Origin of the sequence: Marivirga tractuosa DSM 4126 (assembly GCF_000183425.1) — a bacterium.
In the GTDB taxonomy this organism is placed as follows: Bacteria; Bacteroidota; Bacteroidia; order Cytophagales; family Cyclobacteriaceae; genus Marivirga; species Marivirga tractuosa.
Genome location: NC_014759.1, coordinates 143,546 through 158,622 on the forward strand (window position 1 = coordinate 143,546; position 15,077 = coordinate 158,622).

The 15,077-nt window shown below is 34.1% G+C and carries 10 protein-coding genes; 5 read left to right on the forward strand and 5 right to left on the reverse strand.

Annotated features, from left to right (window positions below; genetic code table 11):
• Window positions 1-55 precede the first annotated feature (55 nt).
• Window positions 56-1,375, reverse strand: coding sequence for a sensor histidine kinase (locus FTRAC_RS19035; protein ID WP_013452285.1), 1,320 nt, complete (start codon window positions 1,373-1,375; stop codon window positions 56-58).
• A 165-nt stretch (window positions 1,376-1,540) separates the two neighbouring features.
• On the opposite strand from FTRAC_RS19035, the gene FTRAC_RS00640 reads away from it, so the two are divergent.
• Entirely contained in the window at window positions 1,541-3,346 is a 1,806-nt protein-coding gene (locus tag FTRAC_RS00640; protein WP_013452286.1) for an SLC13 family permease, read from the forward strand.
• Here the strand turns inward: FTRAC_RS00640 and FTRAC_RS00645 are convergent.
• From FTRAC_RS00645 to FTRAC_RS00655, 3 genes are read right to left on the reverse strand one after another with little or no spacing between them, the layout of a single operon-like run.
• Window positions 3,343-3,660 (reverse strand): DUF6122 family protein, encoded by a 318-nt coding sequence (locus FTRAC_RS00645; RefSeq protein ID WP_013452287.1) that lies wholly within the window; start codon window positions 3,658-3,660, stop codon window positions 3,343-3,345. The genes FTRAC_RS00640 and FTRAC_RS00645 overlap by 4 nt on opposite strands.
• Window positions 3,661-5,526: a tetratricopeptide repeat-containing sensor histidine kinase gene (locus FTRAC_RS00650; protein WP_013452288.1), complete on the reverse strand. Its 1,866-nt coding sequence runs from the start codon at window positions 5,524-5,526 to the stop codon at window positions 3,661-3,663.
• A gap of 57 nt (window positions 5,527-5,583) precedes the next feature.
• Entirely contained in the window at window positions 5,584-7,551 is a 1,968-nt protein-coding gene (locus FTRAC_RS00655; RefSeq protein WP_013452289.1) for an IGHMBP2 family helicase, read from the reverse strand.
• A 711-nt stretch (window positions 7,552-8,262) separates the two neighbouring features.
• On the opposite strand from FTRAC_RS00655, the gene FTRAC_RS00665 reads away from it, so the two are divergent.
• From FTRAC_RS00665 to FTRAC_RS00675, 3 genes are all read left to right on the forward strand, one after another.
• Window positions 8,263-9,267, forward strand: a complete 1,005-nt coding sequence (locus FTRAC_RS00665; RefSeq protein WP_013452290.1) for an endonuclease/exonuclease/phosphatase family protein — start codon at window positions 8,263-8,265, stop codon at window positions 9,265-9,267.
• Window positions 9,268-9,540: 273 nt separating this feature from the next.
• Entirely contained in the window at window positions 9,541-10,089 is a 549-nt protein-coding gene (locus FTRAC_RS00670; RefSeq protein WP_013452291.1) for a DinB family protein, read from the forward strand.
• Between the two features lie 119 nt (window positions 10,090-10,208).
• Complete coding sequence (locus tag FTRAC_RS00675; RefSeq protein ID WP_013452292.1) at window positions 10,209-10,670, forward strand: hypothetical protein; 462 nt, start codon at window positions 10,209-10,211, stop codon at window positions 10,668-10,670.
• On the opposite strand, the gene FTRAC_RS00680 is transcribed toward FTRAC_RS00675, so the two are convergent.
• A complete protein-coding gene (locus FTRAC_RS00680; protein WP_013452293.1) occupies window positions 10,663-11,715 on the reverse strand; it encodes a LacI family DNA-binding transcriptional regulator in 1,053 nt (350 codons plus the stop codon). The genes FTRAC_RS00675 and FTRAC_RS00680 overlap by 8 nt on opposite strands.
• A gap of 278 nt (window positions 11,716-11,993) precedes the next feature.
• Here FTRAC_RS00680 and FTRAC_RS00685 point away from each other — a divergent pair, with 278 nt between their 5' ends.
• Window positions 11,994-15,071: a SusC/RagA family TonB-linked outer membrane protein gene (locus FTRAC_RS00685; protein WP_013452294.1), complete on the forward strand. Its 3,078-nt coding sequence runs from the start codon at window positions 11,994-11,996 to the stop codon at window positions 15,069-15,071.
• The last annotated feature ends 6 nt before the right edge of the window (window positions 15,072-15,077 follow it).

Consider the following 15,077-nt stretch of genomic DNA (forward strand, 5'->3'; position numbering starts at 1 on the left):
ATTAGAATTGAAATGATTTCTAATAAAGCCAATTTATGTTAAAAAGTTCCGCAGCTTATTGAGTAGGTAACAAAACATGAAATGTTGTGCCATTTCCAATGGAGCTTTCAACCGACACCTTTCCATTGTTTAATTCAACAAATTCTTTTACTAGCAAAAGACCAATTCCAGCACCATTTGCTGAAGAAGTCCCAATCAGCGTGTCTCTATTTACCTGGAATAATTGGGCTATTTTTTCTGGGGGCATTCCCACCCCTGAATCGCTAATGTTGAGTTCTACTTTATTGTCTTTTTGCTTTTTTGCAGAAATGGTAATTTGTCCTCCCCATGGTGTGAATTTAATGGCATTGGAAATGATATTTCTGAGGACAATTTGAATACTTTCTCTATCAGCATAAATGGTCGATTTTCCCGGTATTGAAATATCCAATATAATGCCTTTCGATTTTAATTGTGAATCGAATAACTTCTTTAAATTTTCAAATTCTTCATTAATATTGATCGAAGATTTTTTGATTTCCAAGCCTTGTAATTGACTTTTTGACCAAGCTAGTAAGTTATCTAAAAGATTGGATGAGCTGTTTAGATCGCTTTCTAGATTATTGGTTAGTTGCTTAAATTCTGTCTCGCTAATACCGCCTTTTTTATATAAACCTAAAATCCCTTTTAAAGAAACAATCGGACCCCGAAGATCATGGGAAATAATAGAAAAGAGTTTATTCTTAACTTTGTTCAGTTCATCAACTTTCTTGACTTCTAAATCTAATTCATTTTTATTGATAAAAGCTGTCATTTTTTGACGATCAAGTAGATAAGAAGCTAAAATTCCCACCATATAGATCACGAAAAGTTGTGAAATCTGTCTTTCTGCTATTGCTGAATAATTAATGTTTTCTATATAGAATATGTAACCTACAAAATTGATTGTATTCACCATTAAAGCATATCTAAAACGCATTCCCATAATGGTGGAGGTAATAAATATTAATACCATTAAAATATTGGATAGGAAAATATCAAAAGCTGGATCATCATTAAAATGATAGTGTAAAAAGAAAATAGAGGAAACAAAAAGGGCAATCAAAATCCCCATGTATTGAGTAAATTTGAAATTGTTCTTTTTAAATAGAAATGTTAACCCACCTAAAGTAATGAGAATGAGGGCCATTCCTCCACGAAAAGCAATGGATATAAAATCTGCTTTGTATCGAATGACATCTACGAAAATAAAGATAATACTTAGAGTCGTACCTAATACAATAACAAAACGTAGAGCATACAAATCATCTTTGAAGCTATTAAGATTAAATTTCTTCTCTGTCTTGGGGTTTTTGAACCACAGAAATAATGGATTGTATTTGTATAATTTGCTCAATGGGTAAATTTTATATCAATGTAATAAAATTATGTTAATTATTGGTAAAAAGAAATTATCCTAATAAGCATCCAAATTCCAACTCTAGACTTTTCGTATTCTCTATAGGATTAGTAGATTTATATCAATTTTCCAACCTATATTTGCAACAGCAAAATTTAATTTATGGATTTTCAAACTATTGCGACCTTAGGGGTCATTTTATTGGCAATAATTCTTTTTGTAACTGAAAAGCTATCCGTTGATTTAATTGCCTTGGTGATAATCTGTTCTTTGGTGATTACTGGGGTAATAAGTCCTATAGAAGGAATTCAAGGGTTTAGCAATACGGCTACTATCACAGTAGCTTTTATGTTTGTAATGAGCGCTGCCCTCTTGAAAACTGGTGCTTTGCAGTTTGTAGCTTATAAACTATCAGATATTTTCAAAAGAAATTTTAAATTAGGCTTGGTATTGATGATGCTGCTCATAGCAGTTATTTCAGCTTTTATTAATAACACGCCTGTTGTAGCAGTTTTTATTCCAGTTGTAGTTCAGATTGCGAAAAGTACGGGAAAGAGTCCGTCACAGCTTTTAATTCCTCTTTCTTTTGCCTCTATATTTGGAGGTACCTGTACTTATATAGGTACATCTACTAATGTACTAGTAAGTGGTATTGCTCAGGATTTCGGGTTTGAAGGGTTTGGTATGTTTCAATTACTACCTTTTGGCTTGATTTTAGTTTCTGTTGGTACACTTTATATGATGTTGATCGGAACTCGGCTCTTACCAAAAAACAGAAAAAATGAGGAGGACTTAGAGGAGAAATTCGGAATGAGAGAATATCTAACAGAAATTGAATTACAAGATAATACGGATTCAATAGGAAAGTCAATCATGCAAAGTGCTCTGGTAAAAGATTTGAAGATTGATATTTTGGAAATCAAGAGGGAGGGGACTCGCTACAATTTGCCCCAAGGTGATTTTATATTGCATGCCGGTGATATTTTGAAAGTTCGATGTAATTTATCGAACATCAAAGAGTTGAAAAGCAGGGCTAAGGTATTAGAAGGCTCTTCATTAAAAATGGCAGGAGATAATTTGAAAGGGACGGGCACATCTCTGGTTGAAATGGTTATCAGTGCTAATTCTGAATTTGATGGGAAAAGTTTGCAAGAAGTTGATTTTAGAAGACGTTACAGGGCTTCCCCTTTAGCTATACGTCATAGAGAGGAAGTTTTGCATGAGGATTTATATGATATAAAGCTTAAAGCTGGTGATGTATTATTGGCGGAAGTAAAATCTCACTATGTTAAGGAATTACGGAAAAAGGAGATGAGTCAAAATGCACCTTTTGCATTACTCTCTTCTGATATGGTTATCGACTTCAATAGAACGCAGTTTTTCATAGTGACCGGCATTCTATTAACTGTTATAGCATTGGCTACTTTTGGAGTATTGGACATTGTGATTTCTGTTATGGCCGGTGTTGTCGCATTGGTTTTGCTTAATATTCTAAATATGCGAGAAGTCTATAAAGCCATTAACTGGAAAATAGTGTTTTTGCTTGCTGGAGTTTTGAGTTTCGGAGTGGCTTTAAGCAACACGGGATTAGATCAAAAAATAGCAGGAGGGCTTTTAAATCAGCTAGGCGCATTTGGGCCTGTGGTGGTGCTGAGTGGTTTGTATTTAGCTACCTCATTTTTAACAGAGTTAATGTCCAATAATGCTACTGCAGCTTTGATGGCACCAATTGCGATAGCTATCAGTACACAGTTAGGCTTAGTACCTACACCCTTTCTGATGGCGGTTACTTTTGCTGCTTCTGCTAGTTTTATGACTCCCATTGGCTATCAAACCAACACTATGGTTTACACAGCTGGAAGCTATAAATTCACCGATTTCACAAGAGTTGGGGTGGGCTTAAATTTATTATTTTGGGTTTTGGCCACGATTTTCTTACCCATGATTTTCCCTTTTCAACCACTTTAAATAGTACCCTGCAACCAACAGTCTAAACCATCAGTGAACATGTGAAATAGAAGTCCGATAGCTATTAAACGACTCCTTTTTGGGAACAGTAGAAAGAAATAAACAAGAATTGCATAGTAAGAATGTAATGGATGAAAACCTATACTACATCTATCAGGATCGAAAATGGGACTAGCGAAAAGATGATCTAAATCAACTAACATTGTGCCTAGCAATACAAAATAGGTATTTTTCCAGGCTTTAGGCCTGTACAGATATGCAATCCCAACAGGGGCTATAAAATGAAGGCTGTAATGAATTAAAAATGGTATCATTTATATGTCTTCAGTTGCTTTTGGAAATGTCAAAATAAAGCGTGTTCCTTTCCCTTCCTCACTTTCAATTTCAATATTTGAATGATTAAATGTTAAGAATTGTTTTACTAATAACATACCTAAACCAGTTCCAATTTCTTTATCGGTTCCTTTTCGGGAGAATGATCGTTCGTTCAAATCACCTTTCAAACTAGATAATGTATACTTATCCATTCCTATGCCATTATCTTCTATGCTCAAAAAGACGGATTTGTCATCTTCTGAGTAGTTGATTTCGATACAGCCACCTTTTGGAGTGTATTTTATAGAATTATTCAACAGATTGTTGATAATAATATGGAGTTGTTCCTGATCTATATAAACAAAACTATTTGATGGATTATGCTGTAATTCAATGGCTTTTTCCTGTGCTATGTATTTTATGGAGTTTAAATTTTCATCTATTATTTTGTCGAGCTGAATTGATTTAGGATTGGTCTTGAAGCCATCCATTTGAGTATTTGCCCATTTTAACAGCCTATTGATTTGATGATTGACATTTCCCACTTCTGTTGTTAACCTGTCCATGAACTTTTCAGTATCAACCTCTGAAATGCTTTTTCTGATATCCAGTAATTGTTTGACTGAATTTATGGGTGATCTTAGGTCGTGAGAAAGTATGGAGAATAGACGATTTTTAGCATTGTTTAGTTGTTTTAAGTCTTCATTTTGCTTTTCAATCTGTATTTTCTTCTCAGCTAACTGTCTGTTTATAGTCCCCAGGTTCTGATTATACTTTTCCTTTTGTCTGATATGTCTTCTGTATAATAAGGCTAAAATGACAAGAAACAATACTAGCGAAGACAGCAAAGCGATAATTAATTGATTGCGATCCTTGTCAGATGATAATAGATCTTTCTGGATTTTTAATTGCTCATTTTCAGCTTTTGCCTGTTTTAATTCTGCCCAATTGATTTCACGGTTCATTTCTTCATTTAAAAGGCTGTCACTATAGGCTTTGTGAAGTTTGTGAAATTCTAGTGCTTTTTTGAATGAATTTGATCCTTCATAAGCTTTACTTAGTTTTTGTGCAGCTTCTGAAGCATCCCATTTTGCCCCGATATTTTCTGCTATTTGAAAGGATTTTAAACCATATTCAATGGCTTTATTATAATTCCCTTTTTTAATTTCTAATTCTGTTAATCCACTTAGATTATAGCTTTTCTCCCATTGATTGGGTTTGCTTTCATAAACTTTCAGTAAATAGTATTCAGCTGAATCCAGTTGATTTTTTTCAATGAATAACATCCCAATGCGGTTCATATCCATTAACGCATAAGTAGCCAGATTATTTCTATCAGAAATTTTATATGATTCCTTATAAGAGTTGAATGCTTCTTGCCATTTACCTAGTTCTTGATAACAAATGCCAATATTGAAAAGGTTTGTGGCAATATTCCTTTGATCACCAATTTTTCTGTTAATTTCGAGTGCCTTTTCAAATTCCTTTAGTGCTTCTTCGTAAAGTTCTCGCCCCAAATAGATCAACCCACTACCGTTCAACGCTCGGGCAATTCCGATTTCATTATGGAGCTCAGTCGATAAGCTATAAAGCTCTTCATAAGTGTTGCGTGATGCTAAGTAATCACTTTGGATATACTGAATAGCAGATTTTAAGAATAGTAATTCAGCCAAAAATACAGTTTTTTTCTTTTTTGATTCTTGGATTTTGTCTTCTATGAGAGATAATGCTGAATCAGGATAATTATAGCGTAGCTTACTTAGCTGATTTATGGTTCTTTCTTCCTCACTTGACAAATCTTGCGCTGCAGCTCGAAAGTTGGTACTAAATGAAAATAGAATAAATAGTAGATAAGTTACTTTCATTAAATGCGACTAATTAAATTATTAATATCACTAATTTACACTATATTTTTTATGCTACTATGGATTAGAAATTTTTTTGATTAAAGACTTATATATAGGGTTCGACTGCAATGTAAAAGGGCTGCCGATAATAATCAGTTTTCTTTTTGCTCTGGTAAGTGCCACATTTAGACGTCTGTAATCACGTAGAAAACCAATATCCTCTTTTAGGTTGGAGCGGACTAAACTAATGATGATCACTTCTTTTTCCCTTCCTTGAAAACCATCAATTGATTTTATTTCGACATGATAATCTTTTAAGTCCGACTTCAAACGGCTTACTTGTTGATCATAAGGTGAAATGATGCCAATATCCTCTGGAAACAGCCTAGAAGAGAGCAAGGCGTCAGTGATTTCTTTTGTTAAAGCAATTTCTGCTTTATTAAACCACGAATGACTATCTGCCAATTGTTCTTCAACTCCTTGCTCACAAGGTACAAATACTACAGCTGGTGATGATTGAACGACCTTTTCAAGGGCAGGATTTACATACGGAAACGGATCAAAACCAGGTAGGTCTGCTAAGCTATGTTTTGCAACAGAGGGATGTGCTTTTAATTTTTTTTGATAAAAGTTTTCATTGGAAAATCGCATAATTTCCTGATGCATTCTGTATTGAATAGTGAGGATATTACTTCTATTTGCTGGTAGTTCCTTTTGAAACCTTTCGAATAAACTGATACTTAAATCGCTTGCTTCACTTGACTTAACAGTAGGAGGTAGCTGTTGATGGTCACCTGCTAATACCCATTTTCTACCTTTTACCAATGGTATTAGAGCCTCCGGTTCTGTGGATTGAGTAGCCTCGTCTATACACACCACATCAAAAATAATGTCTTTTAAAAGCTCACTTCCAGCGGATGAATTAGTAGCGCAAATTACGGGACTTTGTTCTAGAATGCTTTCGATTGCACTGAGCTGTAGAGCTTGAGCTTGTTCATAATTCTTGTTTATTTGTTGTTGGATTTTGATCCACTTGGCCATCTTCCGAAGCTTCGCAGACTGTATTCCACGGTAGGGTTTCTTGCTGCTTGCGAGTTGTATTATTTTGTTATCGCTTAATCCTCTTCTGTTCTGTCCAGAAGCTGGAATGTATTCATTTTGTTCTTTCTTCAGTACTTGTATAGCATTCCAAATTCCATTTGCTTGTTGATAATCTGGATGGTCTTGGAGCTGAACATCCAAACTCAAATTGAGTAGATTTTCATCCATTCGGATCGGATTGCCAATCCTGGTAGAAGGGATTTCTAAATTTTGTAGCTTTTCCAGAATATTATCTACTGCTGTATTGGATGGCGCTGTAACTAGCACCTTTTTACCACCTTCAAATAATGATTTTATGAGGTAAGATAAGGTTGTGGTTTTGCCAGTTCCGGGAGGGCCATGTATTAGAAAAATATCATTTGTCACCAAAGCCTGATTGATTATTTCCTGCTGTTTGGAGTTAAGATTTTGCTGTTGGAAAGAGTGATTTTTAGTATTTTCATTTTCTTCAAATAAGTCAATATTAGATTTTATATATTCTTGCAAGATTGGAAGCCTTTTTAGATCTTCTATTGCATCTAGCATTCTTTGAAAAGTTATATCGTTTGAGTAAAGATCTAACCTTAAGTTACGGCCATAAACTAGGTAGGGTGGAGTCTTATTATAAGCAATAGTGATGCTTCTTTTTGTCTTGCTTACAACTGTAGCTTGCTCTTCTTTTCCACTGGGTTTATCTTTTGATATGATGACCACGTCTCCGTTGGAAATCTCATTGTCTGGAAGCCCAGATCCTCTAACTAATTTCACTAAATATACTCCTCCAATTCCAGTTCCGGAGTCCTTGCCAGAGAGGTTTAAGATCGCCCTACCTTTAGCCTCTCTTTGTGGAGCAGATAGCAACATAATTTCATTGAGGTGAAATTCCATTTCAGATTTTCTTTCTAGTTGGATTAAGCGCTCAAAGAAATTCTTGTATTGATCAATGTTAGTAAACCTGTTCATTTTATATCGGATATTCTTATTAATACAAACTTAAGTAAAAGATGATAGTTTTAAGAACTTATCCTGGTGAGTAGGGGAGATTAATAAAGTACAATTTGGATTTCCCTATGATTTTTCTGGCTCATCGATTTTTCTTTAGTTTTTATCGGTGAAAACGAGTTTTTTTCTTTTTCACATTTATTCCTCAATTGAATTTTATTTATAATCCGTAATTTTTACTGGATCTTTTGTGTTTTTCATAAAATGTGGAGCATTTCGTGTTGTTTTTCATTTGCAGAAGATTATTTGGTAACATTTTCGTTCCTAATGTATTACTTCGTTAAGTTGTTATATATTATTATAAATGAATTAGTAATGAGGTTGTAATAAAGTTATACTTTAGTTAATAATTGGTGTTATTAAGAGAGTCAAAAAGAAACTCAGAAGATTATTTTGTGAAATTGATGACTTGGAGCACGGCTTTGTTTGAGGTTGTTTGTATGATTTATTTCTTTTTGCAACATTTTATGTACAAGGTTGAAATTGTATTTAGCAATGTTTTGTTTTTACTGGATATGTATCAAATGAAGATTGATTATTATCACTTCTTATTAGTAGATCTTGGAAATGCAGTTTGTTGCCTTTAGTAATATTGGAATAATGTAATTTGAGTTTTTGGGTATCAAAGCCTTTTAATTTCTAAGTGTTGATTATTTTTACTATAATCGTTTTATGAAAAAGGTATTATTAGTAGCGGTGGTGTTAATAGTAGTGAGTTTAATGGCTTTCTATTTTTGGGCAAGTTCGAGTGTAGTTGAAAAGGAACATTATGATCAAGTTGTAACTTACAATAGTGAAGCTAAAAGTATTTCGGATACCTTATCAGTTCTGACTTATAATATTGGTTACTTGTCGGGCATGACCAACAACCGTCCAGTCGATAGAGAGGAGTCTTTATATTCTCAGAATTTAGCGAGAGCAATTGATCTTTTGAGTGATTATGATTTTGACTTTATGGGATTACAAGAAGTCGATTTTCAGTCTTCAAGAAGCTTTAATTATAACCAATTGGATAGTTTAGGTGTTCATTTAAATTTCCACCAGGGAGCATATTCTGTAAACTGGGATAAATCCTATGTTCCATTTCCTTATTTTCCAATTCGTAATCATTTTGGTAGAATGTATTCTGGTCAAGCTGTACTTAGTAAAATGCAATTATTGTCAAATGAATTAACTGTATTTGATAAACCAATTAATGCTCCTTTTTATTATAATGCTTTTTATATTGATAGGGTGATGCAAATTAATAAAATACAATTATATTCAGATACATTAATTGTAATGAATGTTCATTTGGAAGCCTTCGATAGGGAGACTAGAGAACTTCAAGCGGAAGAAGTATTGGTCGAATTCAATAAATGGTCAAAAAAGTATCCAGTAATTTTGATGGGTGATTTTAACAGTCGGCCACCCTTTGCCAGTGAAGTGTTGGAAGAAGAAAAAACCATCGAAATATTTTTGGAGGAACCGCTTATAGGTGAAGCCATATCGGAAGAAAGGTACCTTCAAAATGAATCTCAGTTTTTCACTTTTGATACAGCCGATCCTTATGAAAGATTAGATTATGTTTTTTATAATAAAAACAAGATTCGAAAAATTGAGTCTGATGTATTGCGAGAGGCCGAGGACATATCAGATCATCTTCCTGTTTGGATGACATTCACGATAATTGAGTGATTGTTTCTATCCCTTGATTTCCCACAACTATTTCATCTTATGTATCCTCTGATTTTGGTCTTATTCCATTTCTATTGTGGTTCAATTAAATGATCAGCTTTAGCTGTATATTTCATTAGTGACCTTAATTAAAATTTTGAGGAAGTCAGTGCTTATCTTTTCTTAAGCTTTGGTTGAAGGCTATTTTGACTGTGGTCGATTTCCAATTTGTTTTTTAATGTCGATTTCAATTTTTATTCTTAATTTCAGATTTCTATAATCCTATTTAAAACTATGAATCCAAAAATTCAAAAGCATTGGGCTCGCATGGAAGAGGGTAAAGCTTATTATGACGCACTCCTACAAGTATTCAATGATCAGCAATTAAATTTTCATCCTGATGAAGGAGCCTGGTCGATGCTGGATGTCATGCAACATCTTTTTACTTCAGAAAATATTAGTTTACAGTTTATGCAAAACTTCGACTTTAATAGGAAGAATGAAAAAGTAGGGCTTAAGTCTGAAGTCAAAACTATTTTGTTGGTGAATCGATTAAATTCTAAGAAAAAGTATAAGGCACCAAAGGTATTATCTGAAAAGAAAGATAGTTTGAATATAAGTCATGATGCACATGAATTTTCACATCAGTGGGAGAATTTACGAAGTGAAATGTTTAGCTTTTTAGATGAGTTCCCAGAAGATAAAATAGGTCATTTTATATTTGCTCATCCTGCAGTAGGAAAATTGAATATTTTGCAGACACTTCAGTTTTTTGTAGCACATATGAAACATCATCAATATCAAATTGAATCTATCAATCACCACAAAGACTTCCCTAAATAATGATCGTTTTGGTAGTGGATAGCTTATAGTTAATCGAAAATTAATTTTTTCTTTAAAATTCGCTCTCAAAAATTTCTTTGATTACATATATTGCTAAAAATTTAACTTAACCATAAACTATGATACCAGAATTGGAAAATTTGACTGAATCCGAAATTGACTTGCTAAAAAAAATCCCTGCCATGGTCACTATTTTGATTGCAGGTGCAGATGAAGAAATAAGTAAAAGTGAGTTAAAAGAAGCCATTAATCTAACAAAGATTAAACAAAGTAAAGCAAGAAAGGAATTACTTAGTTACTATCAAGATATAGCACCAGATTTCGAAAAAAGTTTAAATGAGCTTTTGAATTCTTACCCAAAAGATGCTGAAGTGAGAAGTAAGCAAGTAATAGAGGAAATCGAGAGGTTGAATGATATTTTGAAGAAAGTGGACAAAAACTGGGCTATTCAGTTCGTTGATTCAATGAAAGATATTGCGAAGAAAGTGGCAGAGGCTGCAGGTGGTGTTTTCGGTTATTTATCTATTGGATATGAAGAATCTAAACTAATTGACTTGAAAATGATAAAGGTGCCTAATTAAGTGGCACTTTTTTACTTTTTCCTAAAGTAGACTCTCGTAAGACTAATGAGGTCTCCATTACATGAGTTTCATGTTTCACAGGCTTATTTTCTCTAGTAAGTTGAATTTCTTTTACAACAAGTTCAACGGCTTTTCTACCCATTTCAAAGTCAGGTTGTGATACTGAGGAAAGGGGAGGGTCTACAATGGAAGACATTTTCCAGTCGCTAAATCCTATTACAGCGATATCGTCTGGAATTCGCAGACCTTTTTCTTTTATTGCCTTTATTGCACCTATTGCAGTTGGGTCAGTCGCACAGAATATAGCATCTGGAATTTCAGGCTCCGCTAGTAGTGCTAATGTTGTTAAATAACCTTCTTCCCTTGAAACCAGATTACATTTTTTAATAAGGTTCGGAACTAGAGGTAAATTATAATGCCTTAAAGCAGATTCGAAGCCTTTGCACCGCTCTCTGGTAGTATGAGGTTCTAAAGATCCCGTGATATGAGCTATTTTTTTCTTTCCTATACTGATCAGATGTTCAGTGGCATAGTAAGCTCCTTTATAGTCGTCACAAATAATTTTTGCTGAATCCATATCAGGATTCACCTTGTCTACCAGTACAACCGGAACATTGTGTTCTTGTAAATTTTTGAGGTGATCAACTTTAAAGGTGTTGTCTGAAAGCGAAATAATTAAGCCATCTATCATACTTTTTTGAAAGGTTTCAACTCCTTTAAGTTCTGACTCATAGGACTCGTTGCTTTGATAGAGCATAACACCATAGCCCAAATTTTCGGCTTCATCAATGATTCCACTTATAACATTGGAAAAAAAATGATGAACAATCTGTGGTATAATGACCCCGATAATGAATGATTGCTGGTTTTTAAAATTTATAGCAAATTGATTTCTTTGGTAATGTAATTTCTCTGCTAATTCGAAGACCCTCCTCTTTGTTTCCTCTCCTATATCTGCTTTGTTGTTCAGTGCTCTCGAAACTGAAGGTATACTAATACCTAGTTCTTCTGCAATATCTTTCAACCTAATATTATGTTTGCTCATAGTAATAGTATTTTATCTAAAAACCTCTGTTTTATTTAGAATTATTATAAATAATAGTTTATCTTGGTTACGTAAACGATTACGTAATATACTAAGTGTACTTTTTACACACAAAGCCTTGCAGAGATATTATGGAATTTTTACATTGATTTTAATTTATTAACAAAAACCAAATAAAATACAAATAGTTATGTGCTTGAAGGAATAAAAACATTTGTAGATTGAGAAAAATCAAAATTTAATTATGGAACTTTTAAACGGCTAAAATTCAAAAATTCATGAGACACTTTTTACTAATTATTGCAAGTGTATGCTGGTTTTCCCTGGGAAGCCTTTATGCACAGGACAGGACAGTGAGTGGAACTGTTACTGATTCAAAAACCGGGGAAGGACTTCCTGGAGTAAATGTATTAGTGGTGGGTACTTCAAACGGTGCAACCACTGATTTTGACGGGAACTATAAATTATCCGTCTCTGGCGATGTGAGATTAAAGTTTTCTTATATTGGCTATAAACCCCAAACAATTGAGGTTGGAAGTAGAAGCGTAATAGATGTTAAGTTGCAAGAAGATGTTGAACAGCTTTCTGAGGTTGTGGTTGTGGGTTATGGTCAGGTTGAAGCAAGAGATGCGACAGGCGCTGTTGAAAGAGTTTCAGCGAAAGACTTCAATGGCGGGGTCATTGCTTCACCTGAGCAACTAATTCAAGGTAAGTCTGCTGGGGTTCAAATCACCTCGGCAAGCGGTGAGCCTGGTGCTGGAGTTAACATTCGAATAAGAGGTACATCATCGGTAAGAAATGGAAATAATCCTTTATTTGTTGTGGACGGAATTCCTTTATCTGGTGGAGATGTAACAGCAGGTGGTTTAGATGTAGGTAGTGGTACATCATCACCTAGAAACCCTTTGAACTTCTTAAATCCGAATGATATTGAAAGCATAGATATTTTGAAAGATGCCTCTGCCACTGCAATTTATGGTGCTAGAGGTGCAAATGGTGTAGTTTTAATTACTACAAAAAGTGGTTCTGGAGCTGAAAATAATATTACTTACGGATCGTCTGTTAGTTTTGCAAATCCTGCAAGTAGATATGATTTGTTGACTGCTGATCAATATTTAGATGCTTTACCAGATTATGGTGCCAGTCCAAGTGAATTAGATTTTGGAGATGCAACTGATTGGCAAGATGAAATTACAAGAACTGCGATTTCTCATAAGCATGATTTATCTTATTCTAATGCTTACGAAACAGGTAACTATAGAGTATCGGCTGGTTATGAAAATCAGCAAGGTGTTATTGAAAAGTCTGCAATGGAGAGAATCAATGCAAGGCTGAATCTTCAGCAAAGATTTTTAAATGATAAACTTACATTTGGTGCTCAAGTAACATTATCAAGAATTAATGATATCGCACCTCCTATCACAAATAATGCTGGTTTCGAAGGAGACTTATTAGGAGCTGCATATATTGCTAACCCTACTTTGCCTGCGGATCCTGAAAATCAAATTGCCGGTTTAAGAAATCCGTTGTCAATGTTAGAGTACAATCTTGATGAGGCTCAAACTGATAGAGCTTTAATTAATCTTTCACTGGATTATGATATTACAAGTGATTTGAATTTTAGAATTAATACGGGATTTGATAATTCTAATTCTGTTAGAAACCAAGCAGTTTCACCTGAATTGAATATTGGTACTTCTTTTCAGCAAGGAAGAGCAGGTATAGCAACAGTTGAAACTAGTAGTAATCTGTTAGAAGCTTTATTAACATTTGATAAGAAATTAGGAGACGGTAATATTAATGTGTTAGCAGGTTATTCTTATCAGGAATTCAACAGAAGCGGAAATACTTTACAAGGTTTCGGTTTTAATACTGTTGATATGTATGAAATGATATCTGATTTAGAATCTGCTGGTAATTCAGTAAGAGGTGCGATTTCTGGTTCTTATCAGCAGTTTGGATATGATCCAGCAAATGAGCAGTTTTTTGTTAACAGATTAGCATCGGGTTCTGAAGATCTATCAGCAAGACCTAGTATACCTGTCAATGCTGTAGCAGAAGATATTTTTGCAAGTGTAGATGAATTGCAGTCTTATTTTGGTAGAATCAATTATAATTTGAAAGATAAGTATTTGTTTACGGCTACATTAAGAGCTGACGGTTCCACAAAATTCGGAGGAAATAATAAATATGGTATTTTTCCCTCAGCTGCATTAGCTTGGAGAATTTCTGATGAGTCATTTATTCCTGAATCAATCTATGATTTGAAATTAAGAGCAGGGTATGGTGTGACAGGAAATCAGGAAATTCCTCATAACCTTCACCAAAGAAGACAAGATTATGGTGATATAGGTTTTAATGATGGTGGTCAAATTATTAGACCTGGTTTATCAACTGTAGCTTTTGATAATGAAAATTTAAGATGGGAAGAAACAGCACAGACTAATATCGGTTTAGATTATGGCTTCCTAAATGGAAGACTAAGTGGTAGTTTAGATTTCTATAATAAAACTACTACTGATTTGTTAATTCAGGTCACTTCTGCTCAACCTGCTCCACAACCATTTACATGGTTTAATTTAGATGCCAATGTGGTGAACAGAGGAGTTGAATTTGCTTTAGATTATGTGATTCTTGATCAGGCAGATTTCGGCTGGAATTTTGGATTTAATGTATCATACAACAATAATATGGTTGAAGATTATGAGGGATCAATTGACACTGGTGAAATCTCAGGACAAGGTTTGACGGGAGCTTTTGCTCAACGTATCACTGGCGGACAGCCATTATTCGCCTACTACTTAAGAGATTTTGAAGGTTATAACGGTGAAGGCATTGCTCAATACAATGATGGTGACTTCCAACAGTTCTTGGGATTCAGCCCAATACCTAAATATAATCTTGGTATTAATACCACAGCTAGATATAAAAACTTTGATCTAAGTGTATACATGAATGGTCAGTATGGTCATTATATATATAATAACACAGCGAATGCATTTTTCACTGCAGGAGCTTTAGGTAATGGTAGAAATGTAACTACAGATGTTTTAACATCTGGAGAATCTCCTATAAACGCACCTGACGTTTCGACAAGATTCTTAGAATCTGGTGACTTTTTACGTTTACAAAACTTGGCGTTAGGTTATAACTTTAATTTAGCAGATAATTTGTTCATCAGCTCTTTGAGAGTATATGCTAATGCTCAGAATTTATTCGTAATCACTGATTACACAGGTTTAGATCCTGAAGTAAATGTTAATAAATCATTAAATGGAGTTCCATCTTTAGGTATTGATTATACATCATTCCCTAGGCCGCGAACTTATACAGTGGGCTTAAACGTTACATTCTAAAATTTA